We start from the raw sequence: 18581 nt of genomic DNA, 5'->3' as shown, positions 1-18581 counted from the left end.
TAAAGCAGCTTTCCAAAGGACTATTATGCATCTCCACTAGTGGGAATGTTATTCATAGCACCCCAAGTAGCGAAAGCAAATCCTACAAAGGGCATAAATGGTTGGCAACTGGGTATTCAGCGCAAGATAATCAGCGTGTACCATTATGTCATCTTGTGTGGGTCCAAACTCATATTTCCCACAAAAAGCGAATTCTTTTGTATCCCTTCCACAGCTTTAAATAGCCCCCTTTCAATAGTTCTCAGGATGTTGTTTAACTGAGTTCCACGCTTGGTTAAATCAATTTTAAAGTGGAATAAACAATCAATATTTTTCTTAAATGGATATAGATGCAGGCACCATTTTAGTTGGAGCCTTGTCAATAATCGGGTGTACCCTTCCCTTTGTTATCACGAACAAAAAAAGGAAAGCAGTAGAACAAAAACTACTTCAAAAATTAAAAGAGGCTGCTGTCCAGTTTCAATGTAGCATAAATGAAACAGAGATTGTAGGTTCCTATGCCATAGGATTCGACAACATTAAAAAACACTTGTTTTTTTATAACCCAAGTGTGGGTATTGAGCAGGTGCTTACAGTGAATCTTCAGGAATTAGCAGGGTGTAAAATTTTAAATGTTTCAAGGAAAATTAATTATGACGGAGAAAATCACCGTGTAATAGATCGACTGGAATTATGTTTTACACCCAAGAACAGGAAAGAGGAAATTCGCTGGGAGTTTTACGATGCTGAAAAAAGCTTTCAGATGTCTGGGGAATTAATTTCATTAGAAAAATGGGTTAAAACCATCAACAAAGAAATAAAGCCCGCTGCATAACATTAAGCTCTCAGAAATGAGAGCTTTTTGGTATTAGATCCCCCCCTTTTTTCCTAGTGATTTCGAGTCACACTAGTTTACTAGTGTACTGGTAAACTAGTTTTCTGGTATAAAAGTAAAATGAAAACGGTCAACGCTATTACAGGATGTACAACCACTGACCATTAACCATTAACTACTGACCCCTCACTCCTAACCAAAAAATGACTATCTTATAAACGATTAAACGTCGATAAAATAGTCAAAATATGGAGCGCGCGATTTTACATTTAGATCTTGATACTTTTTTTGTATCCTGCGAACGCCTGATGGACAGAAAGTTACACAACAGACCTGTTCTTATTGGTGGAACTAGCGACCGTGGTGTTGTGGCTAGCTGTAGCTACGAAGCCAGAACCTATGGTATTCACTCTGGAATGCCCATGCGCATGGCTAGACAACTATGTCCACACGCCATTGTAATACGCGGAAACAGCGGTACGTACAGCAAGTTTTCGGATATGGTTACCGAAATCATTTCAGAAAACTCTCCGCTGTACGAGAAGTCATCTATCGATGAATTTTATGTTGATTTTACAGGGATGGATCGTTTTTTTGGAGCTTATAAATGGGCGCAAGAACTCCGCGAGAAAATCATTAAAGAAACCCACCTCCCCCTCTCCTTTGCGCTCTCTATAAATAAAACGGTTTCTAAGGTGGGGACAGGATTAGCCAAACCCAACAACCACAAGCAGATTATTCAGGGTACAGAAAAGCCCTTTCTCGCTCCTTTATCGGTAAAGAAAATCCCCATGGTTGGAGACCAGACCTACAAAATGCTCAGAAATATGGGCGTAGAAAAAATCTATACCGTACAGCAAATGCACCCCGATTTACTACGTCAAGTAATGGGAAAAAACGGTGTTTCGCTTTGGAAAAAAGCACAAGGCATAGACAACAGTCCTGTTATACCCTACCACGAAAGAAAATCCATTTCTATTGAGCGTACTTTTGAGAAAGACACCACAGACACGGTAAAACTAAAAAGCATTGTAACAGCTATGGCCGAAAATCTGGCCTATCAGTTAAGAAACGGGAACAAACTAACCGCCTGCGTTGCTGTACGTATTCGATATACCGATTTCCAAACCTACAGCAAACAAATGCGCATTCCCTACACCTCCTTAGACGATACGCTAATTAAAACCACTCTAGAACTTTTCGAAACGCTTTATAGCCGAAGAATGCTGGTACGCTTGGTTGGAGTGCGTTTTTCGCATTTGGTGCAGGGAAATTATCAGATGGACTTATTTCAAGATGCTCCAAAAATGCTTTCGCTATACCAAGCCATGGACAATATCAGAAATAGATACGGACAAGATGCTGTAAAGCGAGCAGTTGCCATGGGGTCTAAAGCCATAGGTAGAAGTAACCCCTTCAACGGTCAGCCCCCGATTATCCCTGCGCATAGACGAGCTTAAAATAAGAAGGGGCCGCTTCCATAATCGGAAACGGCCCCATCTCTCTATTGGTAACTAAACATTAATCCCTTATCTGCCCGTTACCAAACACGTAGTATTTATTGGTTACTAATTGTTCTAATCCAAGTGGTCCTCTGTGATGCAGTTTATCGGTACTAATAGCCAATTCTGCACCCACTCCCATCTGTCCTCCATCGGTAAAACGGGTTGAGGCATTATGATATACCGCAGCAGCATCTACCTTTTCCATAAATGCAGCGGCCTTTTCGGTATCGCTTGTTAGAATAGTGGCCGAGTGCCCTCCACTAAAGGTGTTTATCTTGTCCACGGCCTCTTCTAGTCCGTTTACCTGGCCAACAACCGCTTTTAGGGCTAAAAACTCCTCATACCAAACATCTCTGTCTTCTATTTCCTTGGCATGATCCAAGAAATTAAGACTTTCTTTATCAGCCAACAGCTCCACCTGATAATTGCGGAATTCGTTTTCTAGGTCTTTTAATTTTTCGGCTCTATGTGGTAATTTCTTATCCACCAAAATCTTGTCTAAGGCGTTACAACCAGAGATTTTATTGGTTTTAGCGTTGATGATCACCTTTTTAGCCATTTCCCAGTCGCTATCTTCGGCAACGTAGGCGAAATTGTTTCCTCTTCCACTTACCAAAACAGCACATTGGGCATGCTCCTTCACAAAAGCAATCAAACGCTCACCACCACGGGGCACAATGAGATCTAGTTTTTCGCTTGGGTTTCTTAAGAATTCCTGTGTTTCTTGCCTATTTAGAGTAAACAAGGTTATCCAATCCTTAGACAAACCGTTTTCCTCCAAGGCTTCGTGCCAACAGTCAACCAAAACTTTGTTGCTGTTAATAGCTTCTTTCCCCCCTTTAAGAAGGATTTTAGAATTGGCTTTAAAAGCCAAAACTGCGGCTTCTATGGTAACATCTGGCCTGGATTCGTAAATAATTAAAATGGTACCAAAAGGTGCGGTTTTATTGGTAATGGTAAGGCCATTATCCAACTTGCGTTCGGAAATAACTTTACCTACTGGATCTTCCTGAGACCGCACTTCGGCCACAGCCTGAATCATTCCATTAATCTTTCTATCATCTACCACCAATCGATCGTAGAGCGCTTGGTCGTCTTTACTAAAAGCCTCCAAGTCCAGTTTATTTGCTGCTAATATTTCTTCTCTTTTTGCATCGATAATACGCTCCATCGATGCCAACACTTTATTTTTAGTTTCTGTATTTAAAATTTTCATAGTTGATTTTACGATTTTGTAACTCGAGTTCCCACTTCTTTGCCATCTACAATGTCTACAATAACATTGTCCCACTTTCCATTGGCAATAAAAGTTGGAATGTCTTTTTTGGCTGCTTTTTGCGCAACTCCTAATTTAGACTCCATTCCTCCGCGACCTTCTCCTTCGCCTTTATTCGATTCTTGAATAAATTCCTTAACAGATTGATCGGCTTTTAAGTGCTTAATCAAATCGCTATCCTCATCGTCGGGGTGTCCGTTAAAAACACCATCGGTATCGGTAAGGAGGATGAGCATATCTGCGTTGATTAACTCCGCTACCAGAGAGGCGAGCTCATCGTTATCGGTGAACATAGACATGGATAACGATACGGCATCGTCTTCGTTTGCAATGGGGATAATTCCTTGCTCTAGAAGCGCCTCATAACAATTGATCATGTTTTCGCGGTGCTTTCCTGGGGCAAAATCCCGCTTTGTAGCTAACACCTGCGCACAACGCATTCCGTAGTCATGGAAAATACTGTAGTAATGGCGCATCATTCTAGGTTGTCCTACCGCCGAAAAAACCTGTCTTCGCGTGGCCTTATCCTCAATAGGCACCTGCAGTTTCCCCATTACTTCTTTACCGGCAATGGCAGAACCCGAGGAGACCAAAACGGCCATTATATCGCGCTCATATAGCACGGCAATCTGTTCTACTAACTTTTTCAATATCGGCTGAACGATGCGATTATCTCTGTTGGTCATCACATTGGTTCCAACCTTTATAACCACTCTTTTCTTATGCGTTTTCGCCGACATGATCGTACTCCTTTCCTAATTCTACTGCGCGCTCAAAGGCAGCAAACGCAGCTTCTTTAATAAGTTCTTTTACATTGTTATCGTCCATAGAATCTAAGGCAGCTCGGGTAGTCCCTCCTTTAGAGGCTACTCTATCCATCCAGGCATCTGGCTCTAGGTTTGATGAATTAAATAGCTCAACCGCCCCTTGGAATGTTTGTCCTACTAAAACACGCGAGTCGTGGTCTGAGAATCCCATTTTCAGCGCGGCTTCTATCATAGATTGCATGAAATAGAAAATGTACGCTGGACCAGATCCAGAGATACCCGTTGAGGCGTCTATATCATTTTCAGTATCTAATTTCACCGACTTTCCAGTGGTATCTAAAAGGTTTTCCACCGTAGATAATTCCAGCCTGGAGACCTCGTCTGACGCGGTAAACGATGTTAACCCCTGACCTACCTGGGCAGGTAAATTAGGCATTGCTCTTACCACTTTATCTATACCTAAACCTTCTTTGATAAAGGCAATGGTTACCCCGGCCATTAGAGAAATTACAATTTGCCCCTCGGCCATTAACGGTCGCATTTCGGTAAATAACTCCTCGGCATGGTAAGGCTTTACCGCTACAAAAATTACATCTGCTTTTGGAAGACAGTCGGTGAGATCTTCGTAGACATCGAAGTGACTCTTCTTTTTAAGTGATTCGGTTTTGTCCTTGGATGAATCTAAAATCATCACATCTTGGGACAATAAAAATTTGGATTTGGCAATGGCTTCGGCATAGGTTAATCCCATGTTCCCTCCGCCAATGACTAAAACTTTCATAGGCTTGATTTTTTGGATTAATGTTTAGTTTACGGTACATGTCAGTGCAATAACCATGCGAAAAGCCTTGATTTTAAAAGGTTTTTCGAAATAAGGTACCTTAATCACAAAAAGCGAATCTTCGCTATACACCACTATAGGTTGGATAGCAGGCTTTTTTTTATCGATGAATTTTGTTTAACCTGACATGATGTCGGATTAAACAAAACCTGACAGATCTTCGGGTTTTTTATAAAAATTTTTGCTTTTGTCAGGGATATCGAATTGATTTAAACCTAAATAAACAAAGGGTTAGCTTACCAAGTTGAGCACGAAAATGGATGCTCTTGTTAATTATTTCTCCTCTTCTCGTTCCAACAAAAATTCTAGGATTATTTAGTTTACAGCAACTTTAATATTGCAAACCCTACTAAATGCGATTCATTTCTAAGGAAACCGAAGGATCTACATTATATAAGTTGCTTACCGGTACGGTAATCCCACGCCCCATTGGCTGGATATCCACCCGAAGTAACTCTGGAAACCACAACCTGGCCCCATTTTCTTTTTTCAACGCCGTTGGCGAAGATCCTCCTCACGTTATGTTTTCTACGGTAAGGACGGGAGATAAAAACAAGGATACGCTTAACAATGTGTTGGAAAATAAAGAGTTTGTGGTTAATCTGGTAACCGAGGAATTGGTAGAAGCCATGAATGCTACCTCTGCTCCCCTGCTTCCAGAGGAAAATGAATTTGAATACGCAGGATTAACCACCCTTTCAAGCGATTTTATCAAACCCTTTCGCGTTAAGGAAGCTCTTGTGCATTTTGAATGTGAGATGGTGCACCACTACTTTCTAGAAGATCATAAAAATGGAGGCGCTTGTGTGGTGATAGGCAAGATTATCTGCATCCACGTAAACGATGAAATAGTAAATGAAAAATTTCACATCGATCTATCTAAATACCGACCTGTAGCCCGTTTAGCTGGCTCTAACTATTCGAAACTGGGAGAAATGTTCTCAATAAAACGACAATTAAAATGAGAATAGCAGTTATTGGCGGAGGTCCCGGAGGATTGTATTTCTCCATTTTAACAAAAAAAGCAAACCCCGATTGCCATATCGAGGTGTATGAGCGAAACAAAGCGGATGATAGTTTTGGATTTGGCGTGGTATTCTCGGATGAAACCCTAAGTGAGTTCTTAACAAGAGACCCTAAATCCTATGAGCTAATCCGAACCCATTTTGCCTATTGGGACGATTTGGACATAGCCAGGGATGGGAAGAAAGTTAGAATTACCGGTAACGGATTCTGCGGCTGCTCTAGAAAGAAATTACTTCAATTACTGCAACAGCGTTGCAAAGAAGAAGGGGTTCAATTGCATTTTGAGACAGAGCAAACCGACTTATCCATACAAGCTGAATACGACATTGTTGTTGCAGCAGATGGTATTGGAAGTAAAATAAGGGAACAACTACAAAAGGAACTTGGAACGCAGGTAAAGCTTAAATCCAACAAATTTGTATGGATGGGATCTACCCGCCCTCTTGATGCTTTTACCTATTGGTTTAAACAAACTCAAAACGGAGCCATGGTTGCCCATAGCTACCAGTACGAAAAAGGTAAAAGTACCTGGATATTTGAGTGTTCGCCAGAAACCTGGAAAAAATGGGGCTTCGATCAACTTAACGAGGATGAGTCCCAACAGCTTCTCGAAGAAATCTATAAAGACGAATTAGAGGGCCACAAACTCATTCAAAACAAGTCGTATTGGCGTCAATTCCCCCATGTTACAAATGCCAACTGGCACCATAAAAACATAGTTTTACTGGGAGATGCTAAGGCAACCGCCCATTTTTCTATAGGATCTGGTACCAAACTGGCCATGGAAAGTGCAATTGCCTTATCCGATGCTATTATTCAGTTCGGCGATCAGCCTAAACTCGCTTTTGAAAAATACGAAGAGAGCAGGCGGCAACGCGTTGAAATGATACAGCACGCCGCAAACGTATCGTTACATTGGTTTGAAAATATGGATAGGCATATACGCCACCCCTTCTACCAATTCGCTTTTGGAGTAATGACCCGTGCCAAAAAGGTAACCTTCGAAAATTTGCAATTGCGCGACAGTTCCTTTACTAAAAAGGTTCTGCAAGAGTTTATAGAACAGAATAATTATCCCGAATTAGCCCCGCCGGCTTTTACTTCTTTTAAGCTGGGAGCACTAAGCCTTAGCAACAGAATAGTCATGTTTGGTTTACCTCAAAATAAAGCCAAACAAGGACTTGTAAACGATTGGCATTTAACACATTATGGATCCAGAGCTTGCCAGGGTCTTGGATTAATTATAACCGAACCCATTGCGGTAAATAAAGATGGAGCTTGCGGTATAAATGCCCCAGGGTTGTATGAAAAGGAACAAACGAAATGCTGGCGAAGAATAACCGATTTTATACACCAAAATTCCAATTGTAAAATTGCAGCGCAACTAGCTCATGCAGGAAGAAAAGCCTCTCCCCAAGAAAATGAGGCCCCTCTCTTTTCTGCGTCGCCCATTCCATTTTTGAACACAGGCGTCCATCCAAAACAAATGGACGAAAAGGATATGGAATTTGTACGTAATGACTTTGTGCGTGCGGCTAAAAATGCAGTTGATGCTGGCTTCGATATGGTTGAGATAAAAGCGGATGAAGGGCAATTACTAGCAAGTTTTCTATCACCTTTAACCAATTTAAGAACAGATAAATACGGTGGGAAGGTTGAGAACAGGCTACGGTTTCCACTGGCCGTTTTTAACGCAATTAGGAAGGAATTAGATCAAAAAACACCCATCTCGGTGCGCATTTCAGTTGAAGACTGGGCCGAAGGAGGAATAAGCGCCGTAGATGCAGAAATGATTGCTAGAGCTTTTAAAAATGCAGGTGCTGACATCATAAATGTTACCACTGGAAACACTGTTAGCCATCAAAAGGTAGACGGAGGAAGAATGTACCAAACGCCCTATTCGGAAGAAATTAGAAACAAGGCGAACATTGCCACCATCACCTCTGGAAAAATTACGGATATAGACCAAATCAACACCATAATTCTTAACGGAAGAGCAGACCTAGTTGGTTTAGGCAAACCGCTATTGTTACATCCTGGCTTCGTAAATCACGCAGCAGCCCACGAAAATTATAAGGAGCATAAGGTTCCGCAGCCCTATGAAACTGCTAAGGGGTCGTTATTCCAAGAAAAAACAAAAGAACGCAGACAAATAGAACAAATGAAGAAGGCGCTTAAGCCGGAAAGCCATAAGAAATCCTAATCCCATTTTCCATGTCCCATTATCAAGATTTATTTGCGCAACAAAATCTCCCCAAAGAACATCTTCCTTCCTTTTTGTTGGATAATCCTCAATTTCAGCACCCGGAAGAATTGAATTGCGCGTACCGATTATTAGATCACCACATCGACAAGGGTGATGGCAATCGCATTTGTATTCGCAGCGAATATGGTAACTGGACCTACAAACAGTTACAGGAAAAATCCAATCAAATCGCCCATGTGCTTACCAAAGACCTTGGACTTAAAAGCGGAAACCGTGTTTTGTTACGGTCTGCAAATAACCCTATGCTCGTAGCTTGTTGGTTTGGGGTAATAAAAGCTGGAGGAATTGTAGTTACGACCATGCCGCTACTAAGAAGCAAGGAGTTAAATACCATTATTGAATACGCAGAGATAAGTCATGTTTTATGCGACAAGCGCCTTCATGAGGAAATTGATGCCTGCAATGGCACCTTTGTTAAGCACAAGGCCTTTTTTGACGGCACCCTGAGGGAGAAATTTTCCTTGGAAATGGCCATGGAAAAACATGCCACAACATTTTCTAATTTCAATAGCCTGCAAGATGATGTAGCCCTAATTGGGTTTACCAGTGGTACAACCGGAAAGCCAAAGATGACCGCTCATTACCATAGAGATATCCTTAATATTTGTGAGGCCTTTCCTCCCTTCGCCCTGCAGCCCCATGCCGATGATATTTTTACCGGCAGCCCACCACTAGGATTTACTTTTGGACTTGGTGGCCTGGTGCTTTTCCCAATGTATTTTGGTGCAAGCAGTTATCTAATTGAAAAACCTAGTCCAGACATCCTTTTATCGGCAGTTGAAAAGGAGAAAATCACCATTTGCTTTACAGCTCCTACCGCCTGGCGAATTATTCAGACAAAAGTGGGAGAATACGACATTAGCAGTTTAAGAAAATGTGTTTCCGCTGGAGAAAGTCTACCTAAAAAAGTATGGCACGACTGGCATAATGCAACGGGGTTAAAAATTATTGATGGAATTGGGGCAACGGAAATGCTGCACATTTTCATTTCAGCCAATGGGGAACACATGAAACCCGGTGCCACGGGGGTTGCAGTCCCAGGTTATGAAGCCAAGCTGGTGGATGATAATGGAAATGAAGTCCCGCCCAATACCGAGGGCAAGCTTGCGGTGAAAGGAATTACAGGCTGCAGATATTTAAATCGCCCTGAGAAACAGCGCGAGTATGTTAAAAACGGATGGAATTTAACCGGAGATATATTCACTAGAGACGAAGACGGCTATTTCTGGTATGTTTCTAGAAGCGACGACATGATTATCTCCTCGGGATATAACATTTCCGCTGTGGTAGTTGAGGCGACTCTGCTGGGGCATCCAGATATTCTTGAATGTGGAGTAATTGGAATACCCGATGAGGAACGTGGAATGTTAGTATGCGCGCATATTGTATTGAAGAATCAGGCATTGGGATCGGATGAAAAAGCCAAAGAAATTCAAGACTGGTTTAAACAAAATGCCGCCCCGTACAAGTATCCCCGAAAAATTGTGTTTACTTCCTGCCTGCCAAAAACCCAAACTGGAAAGATACAGCGATACAAGCTAAAGCAAGAGGCACCTAAAAGCGAAGCAAATGGTATTTGAAAAGGAGGAAAAAATAAGATTTCAGCATATAGACAAGGCTGGAATAGTATTCTACCCGAGGTTTTTAGAGATGCTAAATGCAACGGTTGAAGACTGGTTCGAAGAGGCACTTGATTACAGTTTTGCCCAAATGCATGACGACGCCGGAATTCCAACTGTAGATTTACATGTTCAATTTAAATCACCAGCCCGACTGGGTGAAATCATTACTAAGAGGTTGTGGGTGATAAAGTTGGGGAACTCATCAATGCGTTGTGGATTTCAATTTAAAAACCAATCAGACATATGCCTAGAAGGCGAAGTTAGCCTAGTAAATGTTGGGATTAGCGAGGATAGAAAAGCTATTGCCCCGCAGCCCTTTAGCGAATCGATTAGAGCCAAAATAAAACCCTACATAGCTAATGGAGTTTAAAAAATTTAAAGCCGCTGCAGTTCAAGCATCTCCGGTATTTCTAGATGTAGAAAAAACCATTGATAAGGTGATTACTATTTGCGAGGAAGCGGCCAAAAACGGTGCAAGTTTAATTGCCTTCCCCGAAGTATTTGTGGCTGGATACCCCTATTGGAATTGGGTACTTAATCCCATAGATGGTTCCAAGTGGTACGAAAGATTGTACAGAAATTCGGTGGAGGTAAATTCACCTCAAATCAATAGAGTTCTCGAAACAGCAAGGGAACTGAAGCTAAACATAGTTCTTGGAATAAATGAACGTGGAGAAAGCTATGGAGAAATTTATAATACCAACTTAATTATCTCTGATGAAGGAAAGCTTCTAGGGAGACATCGAAAACTAGTTCCAACCTGGGCAGAAAAGCTCACCTGGACCAGTGGCGATGGTTCGAGTTTAAAAGTTTACGACACTTCGGTTGGGCCTCTTGGAACCCTCGCATGTGGCGAAAACACCAACACGCTAGCCCGATTTACCCTACTAAGTCAAGGGGAATTGGTACATATAGCTAACTACATTTCTTTACCCGTGGCTCCACCCGATTACAACATGGCAGAAGCCATTAAAATACGTGCAGCAGCCCATGCCTTCGAAGGGAAATTGTTTACCATTGTCTCCTGTTCCACCATTTCACAGGAAATAATGGAAGCCCTAAAGCCCGAAGTGCCGGACATAGAGGAGCGATTTGGAAGAAAAAACTCGGCATTTACTGGATTCGTTGGCCCAAATGGAGCTTGCATCGGCGAGCCGCTTATTGATGATGAGGGAATTGTTTATGCCGAGATCGATTTATCAAAATGCATTCAACCCAAGCAAATGCACGATATATTGGGGCACTACAACCGTTTCGACATATTTGATTTGCGGGTAAACACCTCTCCTACCAAAAAGATAACATTCACAGAAAATCTCGATTAGTATGGATAATAAGTATAGCGATGATATTCTAGGTAGAGCAAGAGTTAAAGATAACGACGAACTTAAGGCCTACTACAAAGAATTAGAAGGACTTGGCGCCGGAGCCCTCTGGACCGTTGCCAACGATATAGAACCGTGGGAACCGAGAACCAGCTCCATCCCCATGTTATGGAAATATGAGGATTTAAGGGAACTTGTTTTAAGATCTTCTGAATTGGTTTCCCCGGAGGAAGCCGGGCGCCGAGTGGTTTACCTAGTAAACGATAAAAGAAGAGATGTTTCGGCGGCGGTTGGTTGGCTTTACACTGGACTTCAAGTTACTCGACCAGGCGAAAGTACTTCAGCACATAAACACAAGGCCTCAGCCCTCAGATTTATCATGGAGGGAGAAGGTGGTTACACTGTGGTAGATGGCAATAAGGTAACTTTCGAAGTAAACGACTTTGTTATTACCCCAAACTCCACCTGGCACGAACATGGAGTAGCAAAAGATGGTAAAACCTGTATTTGGCAAGACGGATTAGACATCCCGCTTGTAAATGCATTGGAGGCCAACGATTATGCTGTATACGACGGAAAACAACCAACAGATGTGCCTACCAATTATCTTCCAGATTCGTTTGGATCCGCAGCTGGATTGATGCCTGCGTATGAAAATTGGGACAAGCCATATTCTCCAATTTTTAAATACCGCTGGAAGGATGTTTATCCCGCCCTTAAGGAGGCGGCTAAATTCGGAAAGGCATCGCCTTACGACGGGGTGCTTATGCATTACCGCAACCCATGCACTGGAGGACATGTTATGCAAACCATGGGAGCATCCATGCAGATGTTAAGACCGGGTGAGCATACTAAAGCTCACCAACATACGGGCTCCTTTGTTTATCAATGTGCAAAAGGAAACGGCTATTCGGTAATTAATGGTACACGTTTCGATTGGAAAGAGCGAGACATATTTTGTGTACCATCATGGGCAGTGCACGAGCATGTAAACCTATCGGATACCGAGGATGCATGCCTTTTCTCCTTTAATGACCTACCAACAATTGAAAATTTAGGGCTATACCAAGAACGCCCTCACGAAAAAGATCACCAAGATATAATTGCATAATACACCACAATAAAAAATGAGATTACTTACATATAGACAGAATAACCAGGAAAACCTTGGTTTTAAGTACGATGGAAAAGTATACAACATGGAGGCATTTGGTAAGGCCATTGGTAAATCCTTGCCAAATTCTATGTTAGAATTTATAGATCTGGGGCTTGAAAAAGCAGTTGAGATTGGAAAGGACGTTAAACACGCATCTACAGGAGACTTGAGCAAGTGCGAGGTAAGTCAGAACGACTTTAAGGTGTTAGCCCCCATTCCAAAACCTCGCAAAAACATTATAGGAATTGGTCTAAACTACACCGAACACGTTGCCGAATCTGCCAGATCTTTAGATACCGATAAAGCACTGCCCCAACAACCCGTAATTTTCTGTAAACCAACCACGGCAGTTTGTGGACCAGACGATTACGTGCTTCTAGATCCCAAACTCACCAAACAACTAGATTGGGAATGCGAACTGGCCGTGATTATTGGCAAGAAAGGGAAGTATGTAGAAAATGCGAAGGCCTTGGATTATGTCTATGGCTATACCGTAATCAACGATATTTCTGCAAGAGATTGTAGAAGGCAGGGACAATGGATCGTTTCTAAAGGGCAAGACACTTTTGCTCCAATGGGACCCGAAATTGTAACGGCCGATGAAATAACAGACCCACATAACTTAAATCTCTGGTTGAAAAAGAATGGAGTAGAAAAGCAAAACTCCAATACCAAGTTTATGCTCTTTAATGTCAACGATTTAATAGAGGATATTTCCACCGTATTTACTGTAGAACCAGGAGATATTATTGCAACGGGTACCCCTGCAGGAGTTGGAGCTGGGAGAACGCCACAAGAGTGGTTACAGCCTGGCGATGTTATAGAATCTACCGTAGAGGGCATTGGAACAATCGTAAACACCGTAAAGGAGGTAGTGCGATGAAAACACGATTTAAAATAGGGCAAATTGTGCCCTCTTCTAACATTACGATGGAAACCGAAATCCCTGCTCTATTTAGAGGTAGAGAGGAATTGTTTCCAGAAAAATTCACCTTTCATTCCAGCAGAATGCGCATGAAAAAGGTGACCAAAGAGGAGTTGGAAGCCATGGATGCTGAAAGCTTGAAGTGTGCAACAGAACTTTCCGATGCTCAGGTGGATGTAATGGGATATGCCTGTTTGGTTGCAATTATGAGTATGGGTAAAGGCTACCACTGCGTTTCTGAGGAAAACCTCAATAAAAAGACTGTAGAGAATGGCTTTCCTACTCCTATTGTCACAAGCGCTGGTGCATTGGTGAGTGGACTAAAAACTTTAAAGGTTAAAAACATTGCGGTTATTACCCCATACATGAGGCCATTAACGGATTTAGTTGTGGAGTACATAGAGCATCAAGGGTTTAACGTAAAGGACAGTATTGCATTGGAAATACCAGATAATTTGGAAGTTGCAGCACAAGACCCTATGAACTTACTGGAAATATATAAGCGCCTAGACTTAACGGGCGTAGATGCCCTTGTAGCTTCAGCCTGTGTACAAATGCCATCTTTAGAAGCCATTGATAAACTCCAGGATGAAATTGGCATACCTGTTACATCTGCCGCAGTTTGTACAAGCTATGAAATGATGAAAAAATTAGGTCTTAAAGCCCAATCTACCATAGGCGGAGCCTTAATGAATGGAACTTATTAATACCGTTTAAAAATAATCCTAGTTTTAAATATAAATCCATAAGAACATGAAAGCATTAAAAATTGTCGGAATCAGCCTTCTGGTATTGATTTTAATATTCCTAAGCTTTGGCTTTTTGAAGCCTGAAATAGCCTACGAAAGCGAGGTAGTTATAGAAAAACCTATAGAAGAAGTATGGGCCATTATGCAGGATGAATCGCGCATAAATGAATGGTTAAAAGAGGTAAAGAAAATAGAACACATCAGCGGTGAAAAAGGAAAAGCTGGTGCGGAATCTAAAATCTATGTTGAGCAAAACGGTGAGGAAATGTTTATGGTGGAAACCATAAACTCCATTGAAGAACAAGACCACATGGAATGTACATTCACAATGGATTTTATGACCATGGATTATAGGATTCAGCTTGAAGACTTAGGTGGTAAAACCAGAGTAACGTCAAAATCTGTTACCACTGGGAATGGAATGATGGCTAAGTCTATGCTAGCCTTCATGGGCGGAGCTATGGAAGACCAAGAAAACCTTAACATGACTAACTTAAAAACTCTTGTAGAGAACAATACTGTTGATTACTTCCCTGAGGAAACCATGGAGGTAGTTGAATCTGACAGCACCGGAACGGTTGAGGAAATTTAGACCCATCCATTCAGCTATTTCTTAAAAAATGGGGCGTTTGGGGCTTATTTCTGGCCTTTATAGTGTTCGCCGTTTATTCTCGAACAGACACCTATATTTTTAAGATCGCAAACCAACATAATTTTGGAAAGATAACCGCGTGGATTCTAGGGTTATCTTTCCTTTTATACTCCCCCTATGTAAATGGAAAAGAATCTTTTGCAAAAAGCCTAAAAGGCATCCTAAAAAATACTGGGGCCATCAAATACTCTGGGATCTGTACCTTGGACTTCTTCTCCCTCTTTCCTTAATCTACCTTCATTTTGGCTTGGCGACCCTACTAATTTGGCTGCTCCCCATGCTTATTTACGCCAATCTTACCAGCTTTCTCTTTCTGGCCCTTAATTTCGACTCCATCATGGCTATTTTTTAATGCAACTGCATTATTACATTGCCACATTTCTCCATTAATACATTAATCCATTGTTTCATTGGTACATTGATACATTGGTACATTGGTACATTATTCCATTTCCGTGACATCCGACAGTTTTTTAAATCCAAAAGGAAGCTTTATTAATATTATACGCGTATACAAGTCCCTGTTAATCAACTGTAAATCCGACAACTATGAAAAAAACATTAGCGGTTCTCGCATTATCAACCCTCTTTTTTGCATGTTCTCAATCCTCGGATGCCACTAAGGATACCGAATTAGAAATGAAACAGCAAAAGGTGGAGCAATCAATAGAGGAGCTCGATAAAACCCTAGAATCAAGTGAAAGTAAATTGGAAGAAAACCAATCTGAAATAGACAGTTTGTTAAAGGATATTTAATCTAGAATTATGAAAAATCTCATTGTTATTGCCCTATTACTATTTGCCTTAAACCCAATGTTTGCACAAGAAAAGGCAAAGGGAAAATTGAAAAAGGTAGAAAAAGTAGAACAACAAAAAGAAGCTAAAGAAAAAGCCCAAGAAGAGAAAGAGAAAAAGGAAAAAGAGACTAAAGAAAAGTTTAAAAGAGAAAAAGCAAAGGTTAAAGACAGAGACGACGACGATGATGAGATAGACGACGATGACGACGACGATGATGACCGAGATGAAAAAATAAAAAAGGAGAAAAAGGCTGCTGCCGCTGCAAAAGGCAAAAAAGAGCTAGACGATGATGACGACGAGGACGACGACAAAGATGACTCCTCAAAAGGGAACGCCTATGGGAAAAATAAGGGTGAGTTAGAAGGAAAGGAATTCGGAAAAGCCAGATCTGACGCTGCCAGAGCTACTGCTGCGGCCAAAAAAGAAGAAGCCGAAAAGAAAATTAAGGAACAGGAAGACGAAATCCGCAATTACGAAGAAAAAATAGGACAAGCTAAAGCCAAAGTAGAAAAGGAAAAAGCGGAAGGGACAATAACTGCCGAGGAAGAAAAGAAAAAGGCGGAGAAAATAAAACAAGCCGAAGAAAAGCTAGCGGAAATGAAAAGTCTAGTAGAAAAGAATAAAGCACAATTAAAGGAGCTAAGCAAAACCATAGAATAGACACCGTTCAGCAGCCAATAACTAACTATCAACTATTTTAAAAAGGGCCCCAATGGGGCCTTTTTTATTGGGGTAGTTTTCTCAACCAAGTATCATAAACAGCAGATAATTTGTGGACTGAATCTGCACAAAATTTGGTGCGATTGAAAGGATTTACAACGTTATTTTATTACTACTTTCCGGGGAAAACAAATTCACCGGTAATCGCAAAAGACAAAGTGTACCACGAATGTAAAACCCAAATAGTTGAGATTATTGACCTGGAATTGTAATGGAGCCCTCAGAAAAAAGTTTCAATGGCTCAAAGATTTTGACGCTGATATAAACGTAATACAAGAGTGCGAAAACCCAAAAAAAACAAATAATGAAGCCTATAAACAGTGGGCTTCGAACCACCTTTGGATTGGAGATAACAAAAACAAGGGTTTAGGTATTTTTGCTAAATATGATGTTGACCTCCAACCTTTAGTTTGGTCTAATATTTACAAGGGCCATTCGGTTAAATACTTTCTACCAATATTGATAAATGGAAACCAGCAATTATTAGCAGTTTGGCTACACAAGAATAACTCTCCAAACTTCGGGTACATCGGACAAATGTGGAAATACCTTCAAATAAACAAGGCCGAATTTCAAAACCCTCTGGTTGTTGGTGACTTTAATAGCAATGTGATTTGGGATCAGTGGGATCGTTGGTGGAATCACTCGGACGTTTTAAGGGAATTTGGAGAACTCCATATTGAAAGCTTCTACCACAAATTCTTTAATGAAAGGCAAGGGAAAGAGAGCACTCTCACCCTTTACCTGCAAAGAAAACTAGATAAGCCTTACCATATCGATTATATATTTGGTCCAGAACACATTGCAAATGCCCTGAAAACATTTGAAATAGGTAATGCAGAAAAATGGTTAGAAATAAGTGACCATATGCCATTACTATCTTCTTGGTGAGTCATAGCCATTTCAATAGGAGTAATTGAAACAAAAATTTATTTTCCTGTATTTTCACCAACCAATCTCAAATACTTAAATACCCCAACTAATTACCTGATGAAAAATACAATTACCCTTCTATTAATTATTCTTTCAACCACCATCCTTGGTCAGGATTTCGATAAGCTTTATTACAATGAAATGTGGAATATTACCTCAATGGATAAGGCTACTTATTACCGAATTTCAGGGTTTAATGATACCATTCCCGCTTTTGATGGTAAGGTAACAGACTATTATGCTGAAACCAACCAAGTTCAGATGGAAGGCGTGTACAAAGATGGAATTAGAAATGGTGTTTTCCGTTTTTATGATCCAGCGGGTACAACCAGGCTCATTATGGAATTTAAAGATGGCGAAAGAGCAGGTGAGTGGAAAGAATTTTATCCGAATGGTAAACTGAGGCTCGCTTTGAATTATATCGAAGGAAAGGAGCTAGTTATTGAACTTAATGACGAGAATGGTAATAGCATTTTAGAAGGAAAAAAAATAGAATACAGCGTAAAAAAATCTGAGCTACATAACTTTTTTAGTTCTACCCAAGAGGATCAATATGAATTGCTGTACATGGGTGTGCTTAAAAATGGTTTACGCCATGGTAAATGGACAATTGACAAAAACCAGAAAAAGTATGTGACCCTTAAATACGATGAGGGAGAATTTTTAGAAGGATCCATGCTGGTTGGCAATAGGGAGTATCCTTTCGATAATGACAGGGCATTTTCTTTCATTTCAGATCCCGGTAAGCTAGAAATAACTGAATCCTATGTTTTCGAAAGAGGAGCTAGAATCAAAGAAAATTTCTTCACCGCGGGTCTTGCAAATTTCCGGCAAATGAATGCTCCTAAAGTTGTCATCAACTCAAGGGAGGAATTGGAAAGTTTCATCAAAAACAATTTTGACATCCGATCTAGAAAAACTGAGAGTATGATGAAAATTGAAATTACTGTGGTGGATGGAAAACCTACGGACTGTATAACTAAACCTAAAATTTCTGAAAAATCACTGAATAAACTAAAGTCCATACTTCAAACCGTTGACACTCTCAATTTCGATGTTCAGAATACTATTACCATTGATTATAAAATAGAAAAGATTGAGCTTTAATAAATAATAAGGATCCTCTCCAAGAACTTCACCTTGGTTCAAGTTTCAATGTAGAAAACAGATCAAACTGCTTCAAACACCAGCTCACAACCTACACAA

Annotated in this window: 18 protein-coding genes; 15 read left to right on the top strand and 3 right to left on the bottom strand. The window is 40.8% G+C overall.

The window, feature by feature from the left end:
• Window positions 1-319 precede the first annotated feature (319 nt).
• Both FRX97_RS03155 and dinB read left to right on the top strand, forming a co-directional pair.
• Entirely contained in the window at window positions 320-814 is a 495-nt protein-coding gene (locus FRX97_RS03155) for a hypothetical protein (protein ID WP_147013305.1), read from the top strand.
• A gap of 248 nt (window positions 815-1062) precedes the next feature.
• A complete protein-coding gene (gene dinB / locus FRX97_RS03150; protein ID WP_147013303.1) occupies window positions 1063-2274 on the top strand; it encodes a DNA polymerase IV in 1212 nt (403 codons plus the stop codon).
• Window positions 2275-2335: 61 nt separating this feature from the next.
• On the opposite strand, the gene FRX97_RS03145 is transcribed toward dinB, so the two are convergent.
• The 3 genes from FRX97_RS03145 to proC are packed head-to-tail and all read right to left on the bottom strand — an operon-like array spanning window position 2336 to window position 5161.
• The gene (locus FRX97_RS03145) at window positions 2336-3535 is read right to left on the bottom strand and encodes a glutamate-5-semialdehyde dehydrogenase (protein WP_147013301.1); all 1200 of its coding nucleotides are present in this window, start codon (window positions 3533-3535) and stop codon (window positions 2336-2338) included.
• Window positions 3536-3543: 8 nt separating this feature from the next.
• Window positions 3544-4335, bottom strand: coding sequence for a glutamate 5-kinase (gene proB, locus FRX97_RS03140; protein WP_147013299.1), 792 nt, complete (start codon window positions 4333-4335; stop codon window positions 3544-3546).
• Window positions 4316-5161: a pyrroline-5-carboxylate reductase gene (gene proC, locus FRX97_RS03135; RefSeq protein ID WP_262711305.1), complete on the bottom strand. Its 846-nt coding sequence runs from the start codon at window positions 5159-5161 to the stop codon at window positions 4316-4318. Before proC ends, proB begins: the two co-directional genes overlap by 20 nt.
• Window positions 5162-5556: 395 nt before the next feature.
• On the opposite strand from proC, the gene FRX97_RS03130 reads away from it, so the two are divergent.
• The 13 genes from FRX97_RS03130 (at window position 5557) to FRX97_RS03070 (ending at window position 18482) form a co-directional block, all read left to right on the top strand.
• The gene (locus FRX97_RS03130) at window positions 5557-6168 is read left to right on the top strand and encodes a flavin reductase family protein (protein WP_147013295.1); all 612 of its coding nucleotides are present in this window, start codon (window positions 5557-5559) and stop codon (window positions 6166-6168) included.
• Window positions 6165-8432 carry an oxidoreductase gene (locus tag FRX97_RS03125; RefSeq protein ID WP_147013293.1) on the top strand — a complete coding sequence of 756 codons (2268 nt, stop codon included), beginning with the start codon at window positions 6165-6167 and terminating at the stop codon, window positions 8430-8432. Before FRX97_RS03130 ends, FRX97_RS03125 begins: the two co-directional genes overlap by 4 nt.
• An 11-nt stretch (window positions 8433-8443) precedes the next feature.
• Entirely contained in the window at window positions 8444-10075 is a 1632-nt protein-coding gene (locus tag FRX97_RS03120; protein ID WP_147013291.1) for an AMP-binding protein, read from the top strand.
• Window positions 10065-10487 carry an acyl-CoA thioesterase gene (locus FRX97_RS03115; protein WP_147013289.1) on the top strand — a complete coding sequence of 141 codons (423 nt, stop codon included), beginning with the start codon at window positions 10065-10067 and terminating at the stop codon, window positions 10485-10487. The genes FRX97_RS03120 and FRX97_RS03115 overlap by 11 nt, the downstream gene beginning before the upstream one ends.
• Entirely contained in the window at window positions 10477-11442 is a 966-nt protein-coding gene (locus FRX97_RS03110) for a carbon-nitrogen hydrolase family protein (protein WP_147013287.1), read from the top strand. The genes FRX97_RS03115 and FRX97_RS03110 overlap by 11 nt, the downstream gene beginning before the upstream one ends.
• Before the next feature lies 1 nt (window position 11443).
• Entirely contained in the window at window positions 11444-12553 is a 1110-nt protein-coding gene (locus FRX97_RS03105) for a cupin domain-containing protein (protein WP_147013285.1), read from the top strand.
• Between the two features lie 16 nt (window positions 12554-12569).
• On the top strand, window positions 12570-13481 hold the full coding sequence (locus FRX97_RS03100; protein ID WP_147013283.1) for a fumarylacetoacetate hydrolase family protein: 912 nt from the start codon (window positions 12570-12572) through the stop codon (window positions 13479-13481).
• Window positions 13478-14230, top strand: coding sequence for a maleate cis-trans isomerase family protein (locus FRX97_RS03095; RefSeq protein WP_147013281.1), 753 nt, complete (start codon window positions 13478-13480; stop codon window positions 14228-14230). Before FRX97_RS03100 ends, FRX97_RS03095 begins: the two co-directional genes overlap by 4 nt.
• Window positions 14231-14276: 46 nt before the next feature.
• Window positions 14277-14864: an SRPBCC family protein gene (locus FRX97_RS03090; protein ID WP_147013279.1), complete on the top strand. Its 588-nt coding sequence runs from the start codon at window positions 14277-14279 to the stop codon at window positions 14862-14864.
• A gap of 609 nt (window positions 14865-15473) precedes the next feature.
• Complete coding sequence (locus FRX97_RS03085; RefSeq protein WP_147013277.1) at window positions 15474-15680, top strand: hypothetical protein; 207 nt, start codon at window positions 15474-15476, stop codon at window positions 15678-15680.
• A gap of 9 nt (window positions 15681-15689) precedes the next feature.
• Window positions 15690-16382, top strand: coding sequence for a hypothetical protein (locus FRX97_RS03080; protein ID WP_147013275.1), 693 nt, complete (start codon window positions 15690-15692; stop codon window positions 16380-16382).
• Between the two features lie 246 nt (window positions 16383-16628).
• Window positions 16629-17333: an endonuclease/exonuclease/phosphatase family protein gene (locus FRX97_RS03075; protein WP_147013273.1), complete on the top strand. Its 705-nt coding sequence runs from the start codon at window positions 16629-16631 to the stop codon at window positions 17331-17333.
• Between the two features lie 99 nt (window positions 17334-17432).
• Window positions 17433-18482, top strand: coding sequence for a toxin-antitoxin system YwqK family antitoxin (locus FRX97_RS03070; protein ID WP_147013272.1), 1050 nt, complete (start codon window positions 17433-17435; stop codon window positions 18480-18482).
• Window positions 18483-18581 lie beyond the last annotated feature (99 nt).

The organism is Luteibaculum oceani (assembly GCF_007995015.1).
Taxonomy (GTDB): Bacteria; Bacteroidota; Bacteroidia; order Flavobacteriales_D; family Luteibaculaceae; genus Luteibaculum; species Luteibaculum oceani.
Note: the sequence above shows the minus strand (reverse complement) of the source record. Positions and strands in the feature narration are given on the sequence as shown.

What these genes read in the sequence shown, in the direction of transcription:
- FRX97_RS03110 (WP_147013287.1), top strand. Translation starts at nt 10,477, where the DNA reads ATGGAGTTTAAAAAATTTAAAGCCGCTGCAGTTCAAGCATCTCCGGTA.
- FRX97_RS03090 (WP_147013279.1), top strand. Translation starts at nt 14,277, where the DNA reads ATGAAAGCATTAAAAATTGTCGGAATCAGCCTTCTGGTATTGATTTTA.
- FRX97_RS03130 (WP_147013295.1), top strand. Translation starts at nt 5,557, where the DNA reads ATGCGATTCATTTCTAAGGAAACCGAAGGATCTACATTATATAAGTTG.
- FRX97_RS03155 (WP_147013305.1), top strand. Translation starts at nt 320, where the DNA reads ATGGATATAGATGCAGGCACCATTTTAGTTGGAGCCTTGTCAATAATC.
- FRX97_RS03125 (WP_147013293.1), top strand. Translation starts at nt 6,165, where the DNA reads ATGAGAATAGCAGTTATTGGCGGAGGTCCCGGAGGATTGTATTTCTCC.
- FRX97_RS03070 (WP_147013272.1), top strand. Translation starts at nt 17,433, where the DNA reads ATGAAAAATACAATTACCCTTCTATTAATTATTCTTTCAACCACCATC.
- FRX97_RS03100 (WP_147013283.1), top strand. Translation starts at nt 12,570, where the DNA reads ATGAGATTACTTACATATAGACAGAATAACCAGGAAAACCTTGGTTTT.
- FRX97_RS03105 (WP_147013285.1), top strand. Translation starts at nt 11,444, where the DNA reads ATGGATAATAAGTATAGCGATGATATTCTAGGTAGAGCAAGAGTTAAA.
- FRX97_RS03085 (WP_147013277.1), top strand. Translation starts at nt 15,474, where the DNA reads ATGAAAAAAACATTAGCGGTTCTCGCATTATCAACCCTCTTTTTTGCA.
- FRX97_RS03120 (WP_147013291.1), top strand. Translation starts at nt 8,444, where the DNA reads ATGTCCCATTATCAAGATTTATTTGCGCAACAAAATCTCCCCAAAGAA.
- dinB (WP_147013303.1), top strand. Translation starts at nt 1,063, where the DNA reads ATGGAGCGCGCGATTTTACATTTAGATCTTGATACTTTTTTTGTATCC.
- FRX97_RS03095 (WP_147013281.1), top strand. Translation starts at nt 13,478, where the DNA reads ATGAAAACACGATTTAAAATAGGGCAAATTGTGCCCTCTTCTAACATT.
- FRX97_RS03080 (WP_147013275.1), top strand. Translation starts at nt 15,690, where the DNA reads ATGAAAAATCTCATTGTTATTGCCCTATTACTATTTGCCTTAAACCCA.
- proB (WP_147013299.1), bottom strand. Translation starts at nt 4,335, where the DNA reads ATGTCGGCGAAAACGCATAAGAAAAGAGTGGTTATAAAGGTTGGAACC.
- FRX97_RS03115 (WP_147013289.1), top strand. Translation starts at nt 10,065, where the DNA reads ATGGTATTTGAAAAGGAGGAAAAAATAAGATTTCAGCATATAGACAAG.
- FRX97_RS03145 (WP_147013301.1), bottom strand. Translation starts at nt 3,535, where the DNA reads ATGAAAATTTTAAATACAGAAACTAAAAATAAAGTGTTGGCATCGATG.